18 protein-coding genes are annotated in these 22,849 nt (G+C 36.1%); 7 read left to right on the top strand and 11 right to left on the bottom strand.

The window, feature by feature from the left end; all coding sequences use genetic code 11:
• Positions 1–30 precede the first annotated feature (30 nt).
• Positions 31–852: an amidohydrolase gene (locus NF867_RS01865; RefSeq protein WP_252585843.1), complete on the top strand. Its 822-nt coding sequence runs from the start codon at positions 31–33 to the stop codon at positions 850–852.
• 140 nt (positions 853–992) lie between these two features.
• On the opposite strand, the gene NF867_RS01870 is transcribed toward NF867_RS01865, so the two are convergent.
• Entirely contained in the window at positions 993–1,430 is a 438-nt protein-coding gene (locus NF867_RS01870) for an acyl-CoA thioesterase (RefSeq protein WP_252585844.1), read from the bottom strand.
• A gap of 212 nt (positions 1,431–1,642) precedes the next feature.
• Here NF867_RS01870 and NF867_RS01875 point away from each other — a divergent pair, with 212 nt between their 5' ends.
• A complete protein-coding gene (locus NF867_RS01875) occupies positions 1,643–2,821 on the top strand; it encodes an esterase-like activity of phytase family protein (protein ID WP_252585845.1) in 1,179 nt (392 codons plus the stop codon).
• Positions 2,822–2,929: 108 nt separating this feature from the next.
• Here NF867_RS01875 and msrA read toward each other — a convergent pair whose 3' ends face one another.
• Positions 2,930–3,508 (bottom strand): peptide-methionine (S)-S-oxide reductase MsrA, encoded by a 579-nt coding sequence (gene msrA / locus NF867_RS01880; RefSeq protein WP_252585846.1) that lies wholly within the window; start codon positions 3,506–3,508, stop codon positions 2,930–2,932.
• A 382-nt stretch (positions 3,509–3,890) separates the two neighbouring features.
• Between msrA and NF867_RS01885 the strand changes: the two genes are divergently transcribed.
• The 3 genes from NF867_RS01885 to pafA all read left to right on the top strand — a co-directional run bounded on the left by NF867_RS01885 (position 3,891) and on the right by pafA (position 11,156).
• Complete coding sequence (locus NF867_RS01885; RefSeq protein ID WP_252585847.1) at positions 3,891–6,233, top strand: penicillin-binding protein 1A; 2,343 nt, start codon at positions 3,891–3,893, stop codon at positions 6,231–6,233.
• A gap of 117 nt (positions 6,234–6,350) precedes the next feature.
• Entirely contained in the window at positions 6,351–9,437 is a 3,087-nt protein-coding gene (locus tag NF867_RS01890; RefSeq protein WP_252585848.1) for a DPP IV N-terminal domain-containing protein, read from the top strand.
• A gap of 90 nt (positions 9,438–9,527) precedes the next feature.
• A complete protein-coding gene (pafA, locus tag NF867_RS01895) occupies positions 9,528–11,156 on the top strand; it encodes an alkaline phosphatase PafA (protein ID WP_252585849.1) in 1,629 nt (542 codons plus the stop codon).
• Positions 11,157–11,263: 107 nt separating this feature from the next.
• Here pafA and NF867_RS01900 read toward each other — a convergent pair whose 3' ends face one another.
• The 9 genes from NF867_RS01900 to NF867_RS01940 all read right to left on the bottom strand — a co-directional run bounded on the left by NF867_RS01900 (position 11,264) and on the right by NF867_RS01940 (position 21,298).
• Entirely contained in the window at positions 11,264–11,968 is a 705-nt protein-coding gene (locus tag NF867_RS01900; RefSeq protein ID WP_252585850.1) for a sulfite exporter TauE/SafE family protein, read from the bottom strand.
• A gap of 5 nt (positions 11,969–11,973) precedes the next feature.
• Entirely contained in the window at positions 11,974–12,420 is a 447-nt protein-coding gene (locus tag NF867_RS01905; RefSeq protein WP_252585851.1) for a FixH family protein, read from the bottom strand.
• 12 nt (positions 12,421–12,432) lie between these two features.
• On the bottom strand, positions 12,433–13,839 hold the full coding sequence (gene ccoG, locus NF867_RS01910; protein ID WP_252585852.1) for a cytochrome c oxidase accessory protein CcoG: 1,407 nt from the start codon (positions 13,837–13,839) through the stop codon (positions 12,433–12,435).
• A 22-nt stretch (positions 13,840–13,861) separates the two neighbouring features.
• Complete coding sequence (locus tag NF867_RS01915) at positions 13,862–14,851, bottom strand: cbb3-type cytochrome c oxidase N-terminal domain-containing protein (protein WP_252585853.1); 990 nt, start codon at positions 14,849–14,851, stop codon at positions 13,862–13,864.
• A 228-nt stretch (positions 14,852–15,079) separates the two neighbouring features.
• Complete coding sequence (ccoN, locus tag NF867_RS01920; protein WP_252585854.1) at positions 15,080–17,215, bottom strand: cytochrome-c oxidase, cbb3-type subunit I; 2,136 nt, start codon at positions 17,213–17,215, stop codon at positions 15,080–15,082.
• Positions 17,216–17,251: 36 nt separating this feature from the next.
• On the bottom strand, positions 17,252–17,419 hold the full coding sequence (ccoS, locus tag NF867_RS01925) for a cbb3-type cytochrome oxidase assembly protein CcoS (RefSeq protein WP_252585855.1): 168 nt from the start codon (positions 17,417–17,419) through the stop codon (positions 17,252–17,254).
• A 188-nt stretch (positions 17,420–17,607) separates the two neighbouring features.
• The gene (locus NF867_RS01930) at positions 17,608–20,007 is read right to left on the bottom strand and encodes a heavy metal translocating P-type ATPase (protein WP_252585856.1); all 2,400 of its coding nucleotides are present in this window, start codon (positions 20,005–20,007) and stop codon (positions 17,608–17,610) included.
• Between the two features lie 88 nt (positions 20,008–20,095).
• On the bottom strand, positions 20,096–20,809 hold the full coding sequence (locus NF867_RS01935; protein WP_252585857.1) for a Crp/Fnr family transcriptional regulator: 714 nt from the start codon (positions 20,807–20,809) through the stop codon (positions 20,096–20,098).
• Positions 20,810–20,905: 96 nt separating this feature from the next.
• Positions 20,906–21,298: a GIY-YIG nuclease family protein gene (locus tag NF867_RS01940; RefSeq protein ID WP_252585858.1), complete on the bottom strand. Its 393-nt coding sequence runs from the start codon at positions 21,296–21,298 to the stop codon at positions 20,906–20,908.
• Between the two features lie 131 nt (positions 21,299–21,429).
• Here NF867_RS01940 and NF867_RS01945 point away from each other — a divergent pair, with 131 nt between their 5' ends.
• A complete protein-coding gene (locus NF867_RS01945; RefSeq protein WP_252585859.1) occupies positions 21,430–22,227 on the top strand; it encodes an XRE family transcriptional regulator in 798 nt (265 codons plus the stop codon).
• A 29-nt stretch (positions 22,228–22,256) separates the two neighbouring features.
• Positions 22,257–22,814, top strand: a complete 558-nt coding sequence (locus NF867_RS01950; protein ID WP_252585860.1) for a GNAT family N-acetyltransferase — start codon at positions 22,257–22,259, stop codon at positions 22,812–22,814.
• The last annotated feature ends 35 nt before the right edge of the window (positions 22,815–22,849 follow it).

Raw genomic sequence — 22,849 nt, forward strand, 5'->3', positions numbered from 1 at the left:
AGAGTTGAATATTCCAATGGTCTATTGACTATGAGCTATGGTCTAAATACTTATACTAAAATTAAAGTGAAGAACAATCTTACCGTAACCACAATACAAACATCCCTTCACTGGGAAAACATTGACGCTAACCTTTCGATGCTTGGTCAAAAAATGCTTGGCATTAAAGAAAAGACCGATTTAATTGTGTTGCCTGAAATGTTTAGTACTGGTTTTACCATGAACGCGGCTATGCTAGCTGAACAAACCAAAGGCAAAACCGTAAGATGGATGGCAGAAATGGCGGGCCACATGAATGCTGTAATTACCGGAAGTATTGTTGTTGAAGATCAAAACCGTTTTTATAACCGTTTGATTTGGATGCGCCCCGATGGCAGTTTTGAAACCTATGACAAGCGACATCTTTTTGGATTGGGCAAAGAAGATGATACTTATTCAGCAGGAACTCAAAAACTTATTGTTGAATTAAATGGCTGGAAGATTTGTCCAATGATCTGCTACGACCTTCGTTTTCCGGTTTGGGCCAGGAACTTAAAAGATAATCCTTACGACTTATACCTTATTGTTGCCAACTGGCCGGAAAGACGTTCATTGCATTGGAAAACACTATTACCTGCCAGAGCGGTTGAAAATCAAAGTTATGTTGTTGGACTGAACAGGGTTGGAAATGATGGCAATGAAATTTATCATAGCGGCGACAGCATGGTTATAGCCCCGGATGGAACCGTTTTATATCAGAAATCTCATGACGAGGATATTCATTCGCTGGAACTTTCGGGTGAAACACTAGAGTTTGTGAGAAGAGCATTTCCTTTTCTTAAAGATCAGGACGGGTTTGAAATACAAATTTAAAAGTACAAGTATGACTTACGATTTAAGATTTTAGATTGAAGACAGAATTTAAGTACAAAGTTAAAAGTACAAAGTACAATTATGACTTACGATTTTAGATTATAGACTGAAGACTGCGTACTGGAGATTGAGGACTGTCTTCAATCTATCCATTCAAAGTTTTCATCTTTTGGCATTTCTACCAACATATCAATGGCAATTTGCGGCGGCAAGGTGAGTTTGCGAATATGAGTGTCCATCCATGCTCCATCAACTGTTATTTTAGCGCAAAGAGTTCCATCTTCTCTAATGATCTCATGAGCAATTGAAAAGCGGGAATGATCTTTCTTAAGCTTCAAAACTTTAACATTGATACTCAATTTATCTCCAAACTTAAGCTCCCTTCTAAAAACAGCTTCTTCTCTGAACAGTACCGGGCCGAAATGATGTTTGGCAAGTACTTGAGCAGTTAACCCTTTTTCAACAAAAAAATTAATCCGTGCCTGGGCTCCAAAGTCATAATAAGCCGAATGACGAACATGAAAATTCGGGTCTAAATCAGCCCAACGAATACTAACCGGTATTGAATATTCTCTCATATAAACCTATTTCAAATTAGTTAAAGACAAGGTAGAAATAATCTACAAAATGAACGAACATTCATTTTGAGTTTTCAGAATTAAGTACTTAATGGCAGATAAATTGCAACAATGCTACGACAATTAACAATTATGTAATTACGGAAGAATAATTACTGCGCATGAATAGCGTAATTTGCATTGGTCAATGAACATTATATCTAGATAAATTCATGAATAAAACTAAAAAAGCAGCGTATTTAACATTATTCGCTGCAATTGCGCTCACAATCATCTTTATTTCTTGCCGAAAAAATCTTTATATAAACGATCCTAATTCAAGAGACACAACCCAAACCACAGGCTGGCGCTTTATTGGCGAGCAAATTCTTCCCAATGATTTAACGTTTCAAAACACTTCTGTCGGAGGCTTATCAGGAATTGATTATGATCCTGCTTCAAATTTATATTACCTTATTTGTGATGACCGGTCGGAAAAACAAGCTGCTCGTTTTTATACCGCCAAACTATACTTTAAGCCCAGCTCTTTTGATAGCGTAACCATAACTGGAGTTACCTCTTTAAAACAACCTGATGGAACTACTTTTCCTAATAAATACCAAGATAAATTCCATGTTCCGGATCCTGAATCTATACGATTTGTTAAATCAACCGGAAATCTACTTTGGAGTAGCGAAGGTGAGCGAAAACTGGTAAGTTGGGATACTATTTTAATTGACCCGTTTTTACGTGAAATGAAAACTGACGGCTCATTTATTGGAGAATACCCAATTCCGGAAGTATATAAAATGTATAAAAAGGATTATGGTATGCGCCAAAATTCTGCATTGGAAAGCATTTCCTTATCTCCTGACGAGCAATTTATCTTTACCGCCAACGAAGAACCATTATTCCAGGATGGGCCTCAAGCTGACACCGAAGAAACAAAATCATTTATTCGGATCACAAAGATCAATCGCTTAACTAAAGAAATTGTAGCCCAATATGCTTACAAATTGGACAAGGTCCATGCTTCTCCGCTACTTCCGGGAGGCTTTAAAGTAAACGGTGTAGATGAGATTTTATCAATTACTGAAAACAAAATGTATGTAATGGAGCGGTCATTTGCCGTTGGAGCATTCCCATCGAACTCCATTCGTATCTACGAAGTTGATTTGGAACATGCCACCAATGTAAAAGATGTAGATGCGTTAGCTGGACGGCAGTTTACGCCAGCGACAAAAAAACTGGCCTATAATCTTGCCAGTTTAAATACAAGTATTGATAATGTTGAGGGTATAACCTTCGGTCCGAAATTACCAAACGGCAATAAAACATTAGTTTTGGTTTCTGATAACAACTTTACAGCTATTCAAAAAACACAGTTCTTAGTTTTTGAACTGTTGAAATAAGTAAGTTCATAGCGTTTAGTTAATAGATCATAAACATGGATAATAGTTAGTAGTACTTCATTCTGAATTAACCTAATAAGCTACCAACTATGAACCATGAACTATTAACTACTTCAACTTATCTTTAAACACTTTCTTAAATTTCTCAAGTTTAGGAGCTATCACAAATTGACAATAAGGAGCATTTCCATTGAGATTATAATAATTTTGATGATAGTCTTCTGCCTTATAAAACTTAGTGAATGGAGCTATTTCAGTAACAATTGGGCCTCTGAAGGCTCCTGATGCATCCAATTCCTTCTTATATTTTTCAGCGAGTTCTTTCTGTTCCTGATCATGATAAAATATAACTGAACGATATTGAGTTCCCTGATCAGCACCCTGGCGATTTAAGGTTGTAGGATCATGACTTCCCCAAAACGCTTCCAATAACTCCGGAAAAGATATCACTTTAGGGTCGTAAACAATTTGTGCAACTTCAGCATGTCCGGTTTCACCGGTGCAAACTTCTTTATAAGTAGGATTATCCGTTTCACCTCCTGAATAGCCTGATTCAACTGATTTCACACCTTTCAATTGTTGAAATACAGCCTCTACACACCAAAAACATCCGGCCCCAAAGGTTACTGTATCCGTAGTTTTATTATTGATTACATTCATGCTTTTACCTTCATTTTTAGATTCCATGGGTTTAATTCTTTTATTTTCTACATTCTGCCCGCATGCACTTAGACTTAACAATAAGCTCCATAGCCCAATAAAGCTAATCTTGCTGAAATTTGAAACTGAACAATTCATTTTACAAAAGTTTAATTAATGAACGTAGTTTAGCAATGTCAGGTTTTTTTATTATAAATCTGTTACAATGACGGCACTCAATTACAACAAAAAATTGAATTGACCAGCTATCAAAATTGAGACAAAAAAGTGGATAATTAATAGTCGATATTTTAGTAATTTAAAAGTCGGTAAAAGCAAAAAAAGTAGTTTTCATTTAACTCAATTAGTTTTTTGTAAATTAAAAGAAAGCCTTACTTTGTAACAAAAATCAATTAAACACAACCCACTGATGTTCAATAAGATTATTTCTTCAATTAAGAATTTCTTTAAGAAAATCAACAGTTTTCTACCCAAAAATAAGTTTATAAAAGGTTTCATTTATTTAATTGCAACCATTATTGTCTTTTTTATCGCGGTTGATTTTAACCTGTTTTGGCTTTTCGGTTATTCACCCGGTTTTAAAGATCTCAAAAATCCTCCACTTGCTACAGCTTCAGAATTATACAGTGCAGATAGTGTGTTAATTGGTCGTTACTACACTGAAAACCGTACACCGGTTAAGTTCAAGGATCTGCCTGAAAATCTTAAAAATGCTTTGATTGATACGGAAGATGCCCGTTTCTACAAGCATTCAGGCATTGATCTCCGTTCATTATTCTCGAGTATATTTTCTACTTTAAGTGGAGACCGACGGGGAGCAAGCACCATAACCCAGCAACTATCCAAAAACCTGTATCAAACACGTCGTCAACGATCTTTTGGTTTATTGACACATATTCCTGTTATAAAAACCCTTGTATACAAAACAAAAGAATGGATTACAGCTGTTAAACTCGAGATGGTTTATTCAAAAGACGAAATTTTAACGCTATATCTAAACACAGTCCCTTTCGGTAACAACTCATTCGGTATTAAGGTAGCCGCCAATAAATATTTCAACAAGCAAGTAAATCAGTTAACCACTGAAGAATCAGCTGTTTTGGTTGGAATGTTAAAAGCTACTTCAACTTATAACCCTATTACCAATCCTGTAAAATCAAGGGAACGCAGAAATATTGTACTTTCACAAATGGTAAAATATCATCATTTACCAAAGGCAGAATATGAAAGACTATTGATGACACCAATAGAGCTTGATCTTAGTTACAAGGAAGATAACCAGCAGGAAAAAGATTCGTACATACGTAATGCTGTTGCTAACTGGTTAAAAGATTGGGCCAAGGAAAACGATTTTGATATTTATGCCGATGGTCTAAAGATCTACACCACTATCGATTCGCGCATGCAAAAGTATGCCGAAGAAGCTGTTGAGGATAGAATGGCATCGTTACAACGTAGATTCTATGGTTATTGGCAAAATCGAGATCCGTGGACAGATGAAAATGGTGATGAAATACCAAACTATATGGAAACTATGGTAGAGCGCTTACCACTCTATAAACAACTTAGCAAAAGGTATAAAGGCAATATTGATTCGATAAATAATGCACTTAATGAACCAAAAAGAATGACTGTATTTACCTGGAAAGGTGAAAAAGATACGACATTCTCTACGGTTGACTCATTGCGCTACTACTCGCAAATTCTTCAAACAGGATTAATTACAGTTGAACCGTCAACATCAAGAATCAGAGCTTGGGTAGGAGGCATTAACTTCGACTATTTTAAATTCGACCATGTTATCCAGTCCAAACGTCAGGCGGGTTCAACATTCAAACCCTTTGTTTATTTAACTGCGATTGACTATAAAAAAATGTCCCCTTGCGATAAAATAAAAGATCAACCAGTTACAATTGATTATGTTGAAAACGGAGAGAAAAAAAGCTGGTCACCCAAAAATGCCGATTGGAATTTTACAGGGTACGATATGACCTTGCGTTGGGCTATGGGTAAATCATGTAATTCAGTTACTGCTCAATTAACTCAAATGGTTGGCTGGGATAATGTTGTTCGATACGCTCATCTTTGTGGCATTGAAAGTCCGCTAAAATCGGTGCCATCGGTAGGTTTGGGTTCAAATGATGTTTCGCTATTTGAAATGGCAACAGCTTACAGCGTATTCCTAAACAAGGGAATGTATGCTAAACCTTTATTGGTAACCAAAATTTATGATAAAGATGGTAAGCTAATAAAGGAGTTTAAACCTGAGTTAAAAAGAGTTTTAAGTGAAGAAACTGCATGGTTAATGTTATACATGCTTCAGGGAGGAATTCAAGAACCAGGAGGAACATCTCAAGCGCTTTGGGAATATGACTTATTTAAAAAGGGCAATGAGATAGGTGGAAAAACAGGAACTACCTCAAATTACTCAGATGGCTGGTATATGGGTGTAACAAAAGATCTTGTTACAGGAACTTGGGTAGGCTGTGAAGACAGAAACATACATTTTATGTCGGGAGCTTATGGCGAAGGCTCAAAAACAGCTCTGCCAATATTTGGAAAATATATGGAGAAAATTTATTCGGACCCAAGCCTGGGAATAACTATGGGTAAATTTCCTAAACCAGATATTAAAATTCAAACAAAATATTATTGCCCAAATTCCGTTCCTAGAAGGGATACTACTTCTGGCATAGATAGTGTGAATGTTGATGAAGAAACTTTGCCAGATAGTATAGATACTGGGTTTTAAGTTTCACATTGAACATTTTTTTTCGTATATATGTTTAAACCGTAGGTTAAGATTTAAGTCTGATTAATACTTAACCTATAGTTTAAACTTTTCGGTTAATACATAAACTCCCCAATCATGCATCGGCTCTACAAACAACGGTTATTAACACTCGTCGTATCGGTAATCATTCTCGCACAGGGCTTTTCTGTTCAAGCTCAATATTTTGGAAGAAACAAGGTTCAATATGAGAAGTATAAATTCAAGGTTCTAAAAACACCTCACTTCGACATTTACAATTACATGGGAAATGATACGGTGATTAAAAAATTTGCCGATATGAGTGAGCGTTGGTATGCACGGCATCGCAATGTGCTAGACCATCGGTTTGATAATAAGAACCCGATTATGATTTATAACAACCACTCTGACTTTTCGCAAACCACACTTTCGAGTGAAAACATTGGGCAAGGAACAGGTGGTGTTACCGAAGGTTATCGCGGACGGGTTTTTATGCCATTCTTTGAGGCTGTCGGTCAAACTGATCACGTACTGGGTCACGAGTTGGTCCACGCATTTCAATACGATATACTTAAAAGTGCCGATTCTTTGAGTCTTTATAATATCCAAAACCTCCCATTATGGATGGTGGAAGGTATGGCAGAGTACCTTTCTTTGGGTCGTAAAGATTCGCATACAGCTATGTGGATGCGTGATGCAGTACTTAGTAAAGATTTCCCTAGTCTAAGAGACCTTACTGTAACCAACAAATATTTCCCTTACCGTTACGGACAAGCATTTTGGGCCTTTGTTGCAGGCGTATGGGGAGATACAGTTGTCAAACCGTTATTTGTAAACACAGCCAAGTTTGGTTATCAAATGGCAGTAGATAGTACTTTGGGTTATGAAGAGAAGGTCCTTTCGAACATGTGGAAAACCCGTACTATTGAAAACTATAAACCATTTATTAAAGACACGATTGCTGTAGTTGGTAAAAAACTGGTACGTCAGGAAGATCTGGGGGAAATGAATATTTCTCCTGTATTAAGCCCAGATGGAAACTTCGTTACCTTCTTTAGTGAAAAAAACCTTTTCTCTATTGATTTATTTTTAGCCGATGTTAGAACGGGTCGTGTTATTAGAAAACTATCTTCGCAAGCAGAAAAACTTCACGTTGACGATTACAACTATATTCAGGACGCTGGAACATGGTCGCCAGATGGTACAAAATACGCCTACATCGTAATGATAAAAGGCAAAAGTGTGTTAGTGATTGTGGATGTAAGCAATGGCAGAACCCTTGAAGAAATCAAGATTCATGGGCTTCCCTATTTTTCTAATCCTTCATGGTCGCCAGATGGTAAACAAATGTTGCTGACGGCTATGATAGAAGGCAAATCAGATCTCTTCATTTATAACCTTCAAACAAAAAAAACAAAGCAATTAACCAACGATTTCCATTCAGAGTTTCATGGAAGTTGGTCGAATGACGGACAAACCATAGTTTTTTCATCTGACCGTGGTAGCGATACTAATTTATCACAATTAAAATTCGGTGCTTATAAAATCTGTTTATTGGACATCGCAACAGGTAAGATTGAAATGCTTGATTTCTTTCCGGGTGCCAATAATTTTAACGCCCAATTTTCTCATGATGACAAAAAGATTTACTTTCTGTCTAATGCCGACGGTTTAAGAAATCTTTACGAATATAATCTTGAAACTAAAGAGATGAATAAGCTTACCAAATACTTTACAGGTATCAGCGGTATTACCGAAGATGCTCCAGCCTTTAGTGTTAGAGGTAAGAATGATTTAATCGCTTATTGTTTATTCCGTCATGGGGATTACAACTTATACAAAGCTGATGCTTCTGAGTTCCCTCGATTCAAAGTTGACCCAACTGTTACTGATTTTACACTTTCACTACTTCCTCCATTTGATATTCCTAAAGAAAGTGTGCTCACTAAAAATCTTGAGAATATAAGTGTTCCATATAAAGAAACAGATTATCTGAAAGTTCCCTACCGCCCAAAATTCAGTTTAGTAACTGTTTCACAAACAGGGGTTGGTGTTGGGTATAATTCTCAATACGGAACAGGTGTTGCCGGAGGAATTGGATTTTTGTTCGGAGATATTTTAGATAGAAACCAATTATATGCAGTAGCCCAAGTGAATGGTGAAATATATGATATTGGAGGTGGTGTTACTTATATTAATCGTGCCGGTAGGGTTAATTGGGGTGTTGGTATTTCACACACCCCTTATTTCAGCTCATATTACGGAAACATGACCTATAATCAGGAACTTGACCTTGTTGAAAACCCTTTTTACCGACAAAGGACCTTTGTTGAAGAGCTAGCCCTGTACAGCTATTACCCGATTTCTCAAACCTTGCGTTGGGAATTGAACACCACCCTTAACCATTATAGTTATCGTATCGACAAATACAGCGATTACTATACTGCCGAACAGGATGCACAAGGCAATATCTATCCTGGAGTCTATCTTGGACAAGATAGATCTAAAGTTGATGCAAAATCATTGGGCTTTACTCCTTTTAATCTGGCAACAGTTCAGGGTGCTTATGTTGGCGATAATTCACAGTTCGGTTTAACAGCTCCAGTAAAAGGTCAACGTTTTAGGATGCAGATAGCACAAACAGTTGGTAACTATAACTTTACGTCCTTAACAGGTGACTACCGTAGGTACTTTTACACCAAACCTTGGACGTTTGCCTTCAGAGGCATGTACTATGGCCGGTATGGTAATACCAAAGATTTAAGAGCTCTCTACCCTATTTATCTTGGGTACGACCAATTGATCCACGGCTATAATAGTAATTCACTTTATGATAATTTCAGTCCTGATGGAAAGACAGGCGTAGACCCTAACGACTTATTAGGAGATCACATGGCTGTAGCGAATTTTGAAGTTCGTTTCCCTTTAACAGGCCCAGAAAAACTTTCAAAGATTAAGTCTGGATTCTTATTTTCTGATCTGGCATTTTTTATGGATGGTGGATTAGCCTGGACAAAAGGACAGGATGTAAATTTCTCTTGGCAACACACACCAGGGCAAGCCTCTCCAATTTACAGTGCTGGAGTAACATTGCGTGTTAACTTATTTGGCTATGCTGTTATAGAGCCTTATTACGCAATCCCATTCCAACGGTATAATCCTAAGCCTTATTTTGGCTTATTTATATCTGGTGGAGGATGGTAATACTTTCGTTAGAATATAAATAACAATAAGAGATTGCTCCAATGCAGGAGCAATCTTTTTTATTTTTGAACAGCAACTATAAAAAATAAAATGAAAAAATATCTTACACTAACAATAGTGCTCCTATTAATGTCTTTTGTCAATTTATTTGCACAAAAATCATCCAATGCGACACCTGAAAAACCTAAACTGGTTGTAGGCATTGTCGTTGACCAAATGCGTTATGACTATTTATATCGTTATATCAACAAATATTCAGAAGGCGGTTTTAAGCGCTTAATGAAAGAGGGATTCAATTGCAAGAACAATCATTATAGTTATGTTCCTACTTATACAGGCCCTGGACATGCCTCAGTTTATACAGGCAGTGTTCCGTCTATAAACGGAATTGCCGGTAATGACTGGTATGATCGCTATTCGAAGAAAAGTGTTTACTGTGCAGAAGATACATCAGTTGTAACAGTAGGAAGTAATTCTAAAGCAGGCTTAATGTCTCCAAAGAATCTTTTAGTTACAACTATTACTGATCAATTACGATTATCAAACAATTTTGGTTCACGTGTAATTGGCGTATCTCAAAAAGACCGGGGTTCCATTCTTCCCGCAGGTCATACGGCAAATGCATCTTATTGGTTCGATTCGTCTTCAGGCAACTGGATTACCAGCTCGTTTTATATGAATGAGTTACCAAAATGGGTTCAAATTATAAACGAAAAAAGACCTGCAGATGAATTCTTAAAACAATCCTGGACAACGTTATTACCAATAGAACAGTATTCAGAAAGCACTTCAGACGATCAGCCATTTGAACGTGCACTTCCAGGTGAAGAAAAGCCTGTTTTTCCTCATAAAGCAGCCAATTACGAAGTTCTCCGAACCACCCCCTGGGGAAATGCGATAACTAAAAACTTCGCAATTGAAATTCTGAAGAACGAACAATTAGGCAAAGGTAAGTTTACTGATTTTCTGGCTGTAAGTTTTTCTTCAACCGATTATGTCGGCCATTCTTTTGGACCCAATTCTATTGAAGCAGAAGACACTTATTTACGTTTAGATAAAGATATAGCAGAGTTGCTAAGTTATTTAGATAGTTATTTAGGGAAAGAAAATGTGTTGGTCTTCTTAACTGCTGATCATGGAGTAGCAAATGTGGCCGCATACAACACCAGTGTCAAAATCCCTGCAGGCCTTACAGATGACAGAAAAGCCATCAAAGCATTAGGCACATTTCTAAATGAAAAATTAGGAGACGGTAAATGGATTGAATACGCAATCAATGATCAGTTATATTTAAACACCAACTTATTAAAAGAGAAAAACGTTGCCTATGAAACTGTTTTCAGTTTAACTAAAGAGTTCCTTATGCAATTAGATGGGGTTGCAAATGTTATCGACATTCATAATTTATCAGATGCCTTAGTTACTGATTATCAACTGACAATGATTAGGAATGGGATGAATGCTAAGCGCTCGGGAGATATTTATGTTTTGGAGCGACCAAACTGGATGTCAGGAAGTAAAATACAAGGCACTACGCATGGAAGCATTTATAACAACGACACACATGTGCCCCTACTATGGTACGGATGGAGTATCCTACCAAAGTCAACAATTCAACGTACCCAAATTGTAGATATTTCGGCTACTTTGGCAGCCTTATTAGAAATTCAAGAACCCAACGGTTGTGTTGGAATTCCTATCCAAGGATTAACAAAATAATTTACTCATTAGAAATCTACGTATTTTCAAAGGCGTTGGTTTGTTTCAAAATCAATGGATAACAAAAAAGCTTCGAATTTATTTCGAAGCTTTTTTGTTGCTCTGCTTTAATGACATTCAGTAGATGTTAAAGTTTCTGACTTGGTTTCCAAATGCGGACTTAAATATGGAATTCCAAGATTAAGCCCTCTTATAATTAGCAAACAACCAATTAGAAGCATAAAGACAGGAATTGCCTTTTTGATTCTATTTCTTAACTTAAAATCGATAAAATTACTCAATATTCCAATACCCAACATAGCAGGAATAGTACCCAAACCAAAAAACGCCATAAATATCATCCCATCAATAGCACTACCCAAAGATGCAGTCCAAATAACACCCAGATATACAAAACCGCATGGTAATAATCCATTTAATAATCCAATTGAAAACAATGAAGCTAAGCTTGATGTACCAAATAGTTTTGCAATAGAGCTTTTTATAAAACTTAGTGGTTTAAGTAAATAATTATTGTTGTGAAACTGCTTCTTACTGAAATAAGGCAAAATGGTCATGAGTAATATTAACAATCCCAGCCCTATGGACAAACTTTGCTGAAAACCTGCTATTTTAAATCCAAATCCTAAAAGGCCAAAAAGTAACCCTATTACAGCATAAGTAATAACTCTTCCTAGGTTGTAAATAAGAATTGATACCACTCTGCTTGTTAAGGTATCTTTCCTTACAGGCAAGGAAAGAGCAATTGGCCCACACATACCAATACAATGAAAGCTACCTACAAAACCAAATATAATGGCCTCAATCATCATCTTTCTTATTTTAAAAATACATTTTGTTCGAGGTAATAATCCTTGCCCTCACATTTCCAGTCCATCTTAAGAATGTATAACCCTTTCACAAATTTAGGAGAGCTTAACGATTGCTTACCCTCTTCATTAGTCTTCAACGTAAACTTTAAATCTTTGCTTTCGTCTGAGGGTCTAAGTAGTGAAACTGTTCCTTCTGACTTTTTACCCTCAAAGTCTTTGGGCAAGTCAATTACAATTTGCTTATTTAAAACTTCTACAGTAGTTGGCTCACTTAGGTTCATAACATTTGCTTTCGCATCAATTTTATGTTGGTATTTGAGTTCTTCGGCATAATAATTTGGGGTGATTAACTCAAACTTTTCACGCATAGCCAAATAAGCCAACCAAACGATGAAAACAACAAAACTTAAATAAAATATAGCTGCTATATAGCTCCAACTTAGTTTAATCATTTCTGAAATGTATTAATCACTTAATGGCCCCATAAATGAGGTTTTAACCGTCTGTATTTTAATATTGCCTCTATACACACCAATTTTCAAATCGGTTTTTCGAGAATTAATCTCCTTTTTAGGCATGATGATAAAGAAAGTACTAGTTGCTGTTTCTTCACCCTTAACAGTTATGTTCTTACCGATAACCTTAACATCCGCAATAGCGTTTTCAACCTTTAAAGTAATAGGTAATTGCTCCCTGCTCTTGTTCAATATTTTAATATTGTACAAATTGCTAATACTATCATTTGCCTGTTTCTGATAAAGCATGCCACCAACCCGAGTAATTGTTGTATCCAGGTCTTTGCGCGAAACGAGCATAAATACCATAGCTCCTATTAATACTACCAATAATGCCGAATAACCCTTTATTCTTGGAGTAAACTTAAATTTCTCTTTTTTAATGATATTATTCTCTGAGGCGTACCTTATGAGCCCTCGAGGTAAACCCACTTTATCCATCATATGATCACAAGCATCGATACATGCGGTACAATTCACACATTCTAACTGTGTTCCATTTCTGATGTCAATACCAGTAGGACATACTTTCACGCATTGATAACAATCTATGCAGTCGCCAATGGCTCGTACTTCATTTTTTCTAAATTTACCTCGCTGCTCTCCCCGTAAATTGTCATAAGCAACTACAATAGAGTCTTTATCTAATAAAACCCCTTGTAATCTTCCGTACGGACAAATAGCTATACAAACCTGCTCCCGCAGATAAGAGAAAACTCCATAAAAAACAAAGGTGAAAACAAGTAATGCAATAAAGCCTGTTAAATGCAAAGCTATTGGCTCACTAATGATTTTAATTAGATTATCAAGACCAATTACATATGCAAGAAATGTATTGGCTATTACAAATGAGATTCCAAAAAAAACGGTATGTTTTAGGCTTTTCTTAAATATCTTTTCATTGGTCCATGGACCGTTATTTAATACTCTTTGCTGGTTATGGTTTCCTTCAATCCAATATTCTATTTTTCGAAAAACCATTTCCATAAAAATGGTTTGAGGACAGGCCCATCCACAAAATACTCTTCCAAATATTACGGTGAAGAAAACGATGAACACCAAAAATGTGATCATTCCCAAACCAAAAATGAAAAAATCCTGGGGCCAGAAAGTCACTCCAAAAAAAGTAAACTTTCGTTCTAAAATATTGAATTGAAAGAGTTGATGCCCTTTAATTTTTATGAATGGAAGGGTAAAAAAAATTGCAAGATAAATTAAGCTTAATACCGTTCTAATATTGTAATACCAACCTTTTGGCTCTTGCGCATAAACCCATTTTCTTTTACCCTGTTCATCAACTGTTGCTAAATGATCTCTAAAATCATCCTCTTCATATATGACATCGTCTTTCGCCATTTTCTACTAGTACTAGCTAGAGTTACAGTTTAGCAGTGCTAACTGAATCTTTTGCAGCTTCCATTTTGATGGTATCAGATGGTTTTGCCCCCGCTTCTCCACCTTCTTTATATAGTTCCCCTTGTTTTTCTTTCGCATTAGGAGGATTTGTACCATGTAATGTTTTAATAAAGCTAACCACCTCCTGAATTTGAGTTGGGGAAAGATCATCTTTCCATGATCTCATACCTTTTTCTACAACACCATATTTTATGGTTTTAAAGATATTTTTAACACTACCGCCATGTAACCAATAATCGTCAGTAAGATTTGGGCCTACGCCCCCTTCTCCTTTTCCACCATGACATGCTACACAATTTGTCTTGAATACATCAGCTCCTTTACTTATTTGAGCAGCATCGGTAAGAAGCACCACATTATTCTCATCGACCGAATTCGCTGATTTTTTCCTATACTCTTCCAATTGTTTATCAGCTACGGCCAATTCATGTTTATATTCTCCGATTTGTAATGGAGCGGCTTTAATTACGTGGAATACAATCAAATAAATAACCGAGAAGGTGATGGTTACATTAAACAACCAAATAAACCATGGTGGCATTTTATTATCAAGTTCATGAATGCCATCATAATCATGTTCCATAAGCAATTCGCCTTCCTTTTCAATCGGCACAGTTTGGTTAATTCGTTCAAACGAATACCATTTTTTCTTTGGTCCAGAAGCTAAAGCGGCTACTTTTTTACCAGTTATAAGTGTTTTAAGCTCAATGCCAAAATACACTTTAATGATTCTCATTATCGAAAATGCCAAAATAATGATGGCAATCAATTCAATAATAACTGTAGCTGCTAATGCATAATAGATCAAATCCATGTTACTTATTGCTCCACTAGCCGTTTTGGCAGGCGTTCCGGCTCCAGATCCAAACTGCCCGAGTTCTTGCACTGCAAATGCGCTTTGAGTTAGCAACAGTAAAAAGGTTAAAACCAATACAGGCTTTACTTTATTCATTATATTCGAAGTTCGAAATTTCATTCTCAAACTATTTATAGGTTAGTTAAACTATTAGTTTCTGCTTCATCTAACGGGATGTGGCTAGCCTCGTCGATGTATCTTTTTGGTGCTTTTATTACGTATGCTGTAAGAGCCACGAAGAATATAAAAAAGACCAGTAAAGAGATTAAAGGGTAAATACTTACTCCTGCAATCGTTTCGAGATAATTAATAAACTTCATAGCCCTATTTTTTAGTTATCTCAGCAGTTTTGTTTTGTGCTTTTATATCGGTTCCCATTCTTTGCAGATATGCAATAAGCGCTACAATTTCCCTATCGCTTTTGGTTTCTATACCATCCTTTTTCAGTCTTTCAACTATCTCATGCGCTTGTTTCTTTAAATCGTTGTTAGCGATCTGGTCATATCCGTTTGGGTAAGGTACTCCTAATGTTTGCATGGCTTTGATTTTAGCCGAAGTACTGCTAATATCAAGTTGTTTATCTAACAAGAATGGATATGCAGGCATAATTGACCCAGGAGACATTGATGATGGATCAAACATGTGATTGTAATGCCATGAATCAGGATACTTCCCACCAATACGATGTAAGTCAGGTCCTGTACGTTTTGACCCCCATTGGAATGGGTGGTCGTAAACAAATTCACCCGCTTTTGAATATTCGCCATAGCGCACAGTTTCATCGCGGAATGGTCGAATCATCTGTGAGTGACAGTTATAACAACCTTCACGCAAGTAAATATCGCGCCCTTGCAGTTCTAGCGGTGTATAAGGTTTTACACTGGCAATGGTTGGAATATTTGACTTAACTAAAAACGTTGGAATCATTTCAATTAATCCACCGATTAAAATCACTATTAAACTACCAACCAACATTAGTGTAGGTTTGCGTTCAAGCACTCTATGCCAATGTTCATAACCATGTGACTCAAATTTAGGCAAAGCAGCTGCTTCGGCAGCCTCATTGGCAACAAATGAACCCGTTTTGGCCGTTTTAATCAGGTTATAAGTCATCATTATTACACCTGATAGATAAAGCACACCACCAAGAGCCCTCATTGCATACATTGGTAATATCTGTTGAACTGTTTCCAAGAAGTTAGGATACTTCAACACTCCTTCTTCGGTAAACTCTTTCCACATTAAGCTTTGAGTGAAACCTGCGAAGTACAAAGGCACCGCATAAAAGATAATCCCTAATGTTCCAATCCAAAAATGCCAATTAGCTAATTTTTTAGAGTATAGTTCAGTTTTAAACATTTTAGGGAACAACCAGTATAACACAGCAAAGGTTAAAAAACCGTTCCAACCTAAAGCTCCAACGTGAACGTGTGCAACAGTCCAATCTGTGAAGTGGCTGATTGCATTTATGTTTTTCAATGATAGCATTGGCCCTTCAAAAGTAGCCATGCCATAAGCTGTTAACGCTACCACAAAGAATTTCAACACAGGTTCTTCTCTCACCTTATCCCAAGCACCTCTTAAGGTTAAAAGTCCGTTAAGCATACCACCCCATGATGGTGCAATTAACATGATCGAGAATACTGTTCCCAATGACTGGGCCCAGTCTGGCAGAGCAGTATATAATAAATGGTGAGGACCTGCCCAGATATAAAGGAAAATCAGAGCCCAAAAATGAACGATAGATAATTTATAAGAATAAACCGGGCGATTAGCCGCTTTTGGCAAGAAATAATACATCAACCCTAAATATGGGGTTGTGAGGAAGAATGCTACAGCGTTATGTCCATACCACCATTGAACTAATGCATCTTGAACACCGGCATAAATCGAATAGCTTTTCATTGCACTTACCGGAATTTCCAGTGAGTTTACAATGTGCAGAACCGCTATTGTTACAAGTGTGGCAATGTAGAACCAAATAGCAACATAAATATGTCGTTCACGACGTTTAATTATCGTTCCAAACATATTAATACCAAAAACCACCCAAACTAAAGTGATCGCAATATCAATTGGCCATTCTAGCTCAGCGTATTCTTTACCTGTGGTATATCCCAACAATAAAGATGCAGCAGCTGCAACAATAATTAATTGCCATCCCCAGAAATGCAGTTTACTTAAGGTATCACTAAACATCCTGGCTTTACATAAACGTTGCAGTGAATAATAAACACCCATGAAGATGCCATTTCCAACAAAAGCAAAAATTACAGCATTGGTGTGTACCGGCCTAACCCTACCAAAAGTGCTATACTCAATGCCTAAATTTAATTGGGGAAACACCAATTGCAGAGCAGCGTAAAGACCGGCGGTCATGCCCACGATACCCCAAAAAATGGTAGCGTTGGCAAACTGCTTTACAATCCGGTTGTCATAATAGAATTTTTCAATTTCCATATATTAATTGAGTGTTTTGATGGTTTTTATTTTGAATTATATTGTTTTCTCATTTGATTCAGGATCCTTTTCATCGAACAACATTCGAATTGAAGGAGTAATGTCATCATCAAACTGACCGCTTTTAACCGATATAATAAAAGCTATCAGGAAGCCTCCGGCCACTAATAAACTGATTATTAAGAGTATGATTATTGCGCTCATATTGTCAACTGATTGTCACAAATGTATTTTCGTCTTCTATTATAAAACATGATAATAATCATGTTTATAAAGTTTTTTAAACAATAGTTATAATGTCTTCATTTATTTCAAATATATTTTTTTTATAACAACCTGATTATTATTTAATTAATTTAATAAAATAAACTTTAAAATGAGCTAAAAACTGGTTATTTCATTTGCCAAAATCTGGCAACCAAACTGCTCATCCCTGTAGTAAATAAGATAATAGTTAAGGAACTTGAAGGCATTAAAATAGCGGCAATCACCGGCGAAAGAGTGCCTTGCATGGCGAAGTATAAACCAATTAGGTTATAAGCAATACTAATCATAAAGCTGGCCATTACTATGGCTTTGGTGGCTTTCGCATAGCGAATAAAAGTAGGCAGATTTTGCAGTTCATTACCAGCTAAAATTGCATCGCAGGCGGGGGAAAAGTTATTAATCTCATCAGAAATGGCAATACCGGTATTACTTTGTTTTAATGCTCCTGCATCATTCAAACCATCTCCAAGCATCATAACTTTTTTGCCGGTCATTTGATATTCTTTAATAAAACGAAGTTTGGATTCAGGAGTTTGGTTGAAGTTTAATACCGATTCATCAGCAAAAATACCCGACAAATAGGTCTTTTCAGCATTATTATCACCTGAAAGCAAAGCCAGTGAATATTTATCTCTTAACTGGTCTATAAGATTTTCTACTCCCTCTCTGTAGGTATTTGTTATTGTAAAATAACCAACAATCTGCTCATTGATTGAAACATATACTTTTCCGGCATTACTTAGCTGATCAATATCAACTCCTAAATAGGTTGCCGAACCCATTCTTATCACATTTGAATCTATTGCTGCTTCGAGTCCATAACCAGGAACCTCCACCAGGTTAATCACTTTAGTACCCTTTGTTTTCGGCAGAAAATCAGAAATTGCATTGCTGTAGGGGTGTGCCGATTGACTAGCTAGTGACCTAATCAATTGTTTTTCAGATTCTGAAAGCTTAGCTCCGGTAAAGTTAACTTTCATAGCACCTGTTTGGGTAATAGTTCCGGTCTTGTCTAATACAATTGTATTTGTTTCGGCAATTGTTTCAATTACTGTAGCATTTTTAAGGAAGAGCCCATTTCGGCTAAAAATCCTAAGTACATTGCCGTTAGTAAATGTTGATGATAGCAATAATGCACAAGGACATGCAATGATCAGCATTGCTGAAACAGCGTTTAGAATTCGTGAGGAGTCATTAACTGCCCAATATATAGCGGTTATTGCCGCTAAAACGAATAATACTAAAGTAAAATAGCGACTTATTGCATGTACATACGATTGCTTTTTTTCCTCATGGTCATTAAAAACGTCTTTATTCCAAAGCTGTGTTAAATAGCTATTAGAAACATCTTTTACAACTTCCATCTCCAAAACGCTGCCAACCTGCTTTCCACCTGCATATATAATCTCGCCTGGGGTTACTCTTACCGGAGCCGACTCACCTGTAACGAAACTGTAATCAATATTTGCTTCACCGGTAAACAGAATTGAATCGGCAGGTATCATTTCCTGATTTTTAATGATAATCCGATTTCCTACTTTTAATTTCGTAATCGGAACATTCTCTTCCTCATTATTCGAAGATTTAATAGTAACTGCAATTGGAAAATAAGAGCGGTAATCTCGTTCAAATGAAAGCTTTCGATAGGTTCTGTCTTGCAAGTAACGGCCAATCAGCATAAAGAAAACAATACCACACATTGAATCAAGATATCCGGCTCCGATACCACTTACAATTTCATAAACACTACGCAAAAAGGTGATTAAAATGGCGAGAACAATAGGGGCATCAATATTTAAAAAGCTCTTCTTTAACCCTCCCCATGCTGATTTATAAAACACAGTAGCGCTATAAAAAAACACTGGGAGCGATAGGCCTAGATTCAGATAATTAAAAATTGTTTTGAGCTGATGATCTACTGTTCCATCAGAAAAATATTCTGGAAAGCTTAGCATCATAACATTTCCAAAACAAAAGCCGGCAATCCCAAGCTTATAAATCAAACCCCGCTCAACTGAGTTGGCCCTTTTGGAAGCAATATCATTTAAATTAAGGTGGGGCTCATATCCCAAACTAGCTAAAAGCTCGGCAATTTGTTGAAGATTGGTTTTGGCTTCATTAAAAATGATGGAAATTTCTTTTAACGCAAAATCAACCCTCGAATTAAGAATTCCATCATTAATTCTGTTAAGATTCTCTAGAAGCCATATACAGGAACTACAATGAACTTGAGGCAAAAAAAAGCTCACATGAGTTTCGGTTCCGTTGGTAAACCGAACAAGTTTAGATTTAATTTCCGATTGATCGAGAATAGAGAACTTGGTAGAGGTTTTATGTTTGGATTTTTGCGATACACCTGGAGTTTTAGTGATATCATAGTAGTTGCAAAGCTGGTTTTCAGATAAAATCTCATAAACCACTTTGCATCCATTACAGCAAAATGCTTTTTCATCGAATTCAATTCGATCATCTTCACACTCCACTCCGCAGTGGTAACAGGTAGTATTAATATCGGTTTGTTGCATATGTCCGCTTAATTTGCCGATATATTGCCGGCTAGGACAAAACTATTTCCGATAAGTTAAGAAAAACATGATAAAAATCATGCATTTCTTAATTATAAAGATTGGCTCTTTTAAGCAGCTCTTTACTATTTAATATTTTAATTTTCTTACCAACAAATTGAATAAGTTCATCATTTTTCAATTCAGAAAGTAAACGAATGGCGGTTTCGGTGGCAGTACCTGCTAAATTGGCAATCTCTTCCCTACTCAAAATTACTTTAATACAACCCGAATCTTCGTCCTCTCCAAACGTTTCCTTTAGAAGCAGAATATTTTCGGCAATTCGCTCTCTAACTGGCTTTTGGGCAATGTCTGTTAGTTTGTTCTCTGCGTTTCTTAAATCAGAAGAAAGCAGTTTCACCAGATTCAAAGACAATGAGGGGCTGTTGTCAAAAATTTGGAAAAAGTCTTTTTTAGGAATAAAACATATCTCTACCGTTTCCAAAGCAATAGCGGAACAATCGTAAATTTCATTACCAAGTAAAGCCCTGTAGCCCAAAACATCACTTTCTTTCGCAAATCGAACAATTTGCTCTTTACCGGAATCTCCGTGTTTCGAAAGCTTAATTTTCCCACTATGGATACAATAAATACCATGAGGCCTATCCCCTTCAACAAATATTTCCTCTCCTTTATTAAAGGTTATATGCCCTTTATGTGAATCAATAAGTGTTAACTCATTCTCTTTTAAACCACAAAACACTGAATGGCTACGATATTGACAATCCTTACAGCTAAAATAATCAGCATGTTTTTTCGACATATGAAACAGTTTAATCCTAATTTAAAGCAACGGTCCAAAAATAACATTAAACTTTATTTAAACATCACATCTGTTTGTCAAATTAACACATTAACGTTATTGAGCTGAAATCATACGGTAATCAGAACGAGTATAACTATAGTTTTGATCCATAATACTCTCAAAATCGACTGCTAATGATAAATCAATCCAATCAGCATTAACCGAACGAATAATTTTCTCCTTTTGGGTTTTAGTAGTATGCTGCAAATCGGCAAAACGTTTTTGCAATAAAGTTTCATTATCAAATTGCTCAAAGTACACTAAACGAGAATAATGATCATTAACATCAAAATGAAGATTAGGTATAGACCTGAACTTATTAATCGTGTTTATTAAATTATCACTGGTTCCTACAACTATGCTTGAGCGATTGCGATCGGTCATGAAATAGATGTAGCGTTTTTTAGCTTTAATATTCTCTTTTACGAAAGTGTTAAAAAGTGCCATAACCTTATTTTTATAATACGTTTTACAATTAGTTTTTAAATTATTTCTTGACAATCCCAAAATTGTCACTAACTTTATTAGCAAATATATGCTATTATTTTTAGTATTATAAAATTTTTGGCAAAAAATTTATGGGAATAATTTCACAGAATTTAAAATACCTTCGCAAGCGACAAGGGATTACACAGCAGCAATTAGCTGATAATTTAGAGGTTAAACGCGCTGTAATTGGCGCCTATGAAGAAGACCGTGCTGAGCCTAAAACAGAGCTTTTAATTAAAATGGCTAATTTATTTAGCATATCTGTTGATGAGTTTATATCAGAACGTATTAGCGATAAATGGTTTGCCAAAAAGGAAAAAGCTGCAGAAGAAGAAAAAAACAGCAACCTATCCGGTTTACGAATTTTGAGCATCACAGTTGACTCGGAACAAAACGAAAACATAGAATTGATTCCGGCAAAAGCTAGTGCTGGATATTTAAATGGCTTCGCTGATCCGCAATATGTTTCTGAATTACCTAAATTCAATCTTCCATTTCTTAAAGGGGGAACATTCAGGGCTTTTGAACTTAAGGGGGATTCTATGCTTCCATTGGCTCCCGGAACAATTGTAGTTGGTGAATACATTGAAAACTTTGGAGATATAAAATCAGGAGATACCTATGTTGTTTTAAGCAAGGATGAAGGAATTGTTTACAAAAGGGTAACTAACAAGATAAAGGAAAGTAAAAAGCTATTCCTTGCATCAGACAATAAACAGTACGAAACTTATAGTATTGACGCAGAAGATGTGTTAGAAGTATGGAAAGCAAAGGCTTTTATAAGTACTTCATTCCCCATTCCTTCAGCAGAGCCCTCTTTGGAAAAGTTAACTGAAATGGTAGAACAGTTACAAAAAACAGTTACCAAGCTAAAACCAAACGATTAATTTGCACTTCACCGAATCTAACTACTTACATGCTAACAATAAATTTTGGAGAATTTCCAGTTTTACATTCCAACAGACTTAAATTGAGATTAATACAACCAAGTGATGCCCAAAAATTATTCGAATTAAGAAGTCATGAGCAGGTTCTTAAATATCTTGACCGGGAACCGCCAAAGTCTGTTGAAGAAATAACGGAATTAATCAACCAGATTAGAAATTCATACTTTGAAAATGAAGGAATTAGTTGGGTAATAACACTTGCTGAAAATGACACTTTAATAGGCACTGTTGGTTTTTGGAAAATCAACAAAGAACATCACAGGGCTGAAATTGGATACATGCTTCACCCTGATCATTGGAAAAACGGAATTATGACTGAAGCTCTAAACACGGTACTTCAACATGGTTTTGAAAACATTCGTTTTCATTCAGTAGAAGCTAATGTTAATCCATCAAACAATCCTTCAATTAACTTATTAAAGAAGCTGAACTTTGTTCAAGAAGCCTATTTTAAAGAAAATTATTATGCCAAAGGTAAGTTCTTAGATTCTGTAATACTTTCATTAATAACACCCCTTAAAGAATAGTTAAATTTTTCTTTTGTATTAAACCTTTATTAATA

The organism is Solitalea agri (assembly GCF_023914155.1).
Taxonomy (GTDB): Bacteria; Bacteroidota; Bacteroidia; order Sphingobacteriales; family Sphingobacteriaceae; genus Solitalea; species Solitalea agri.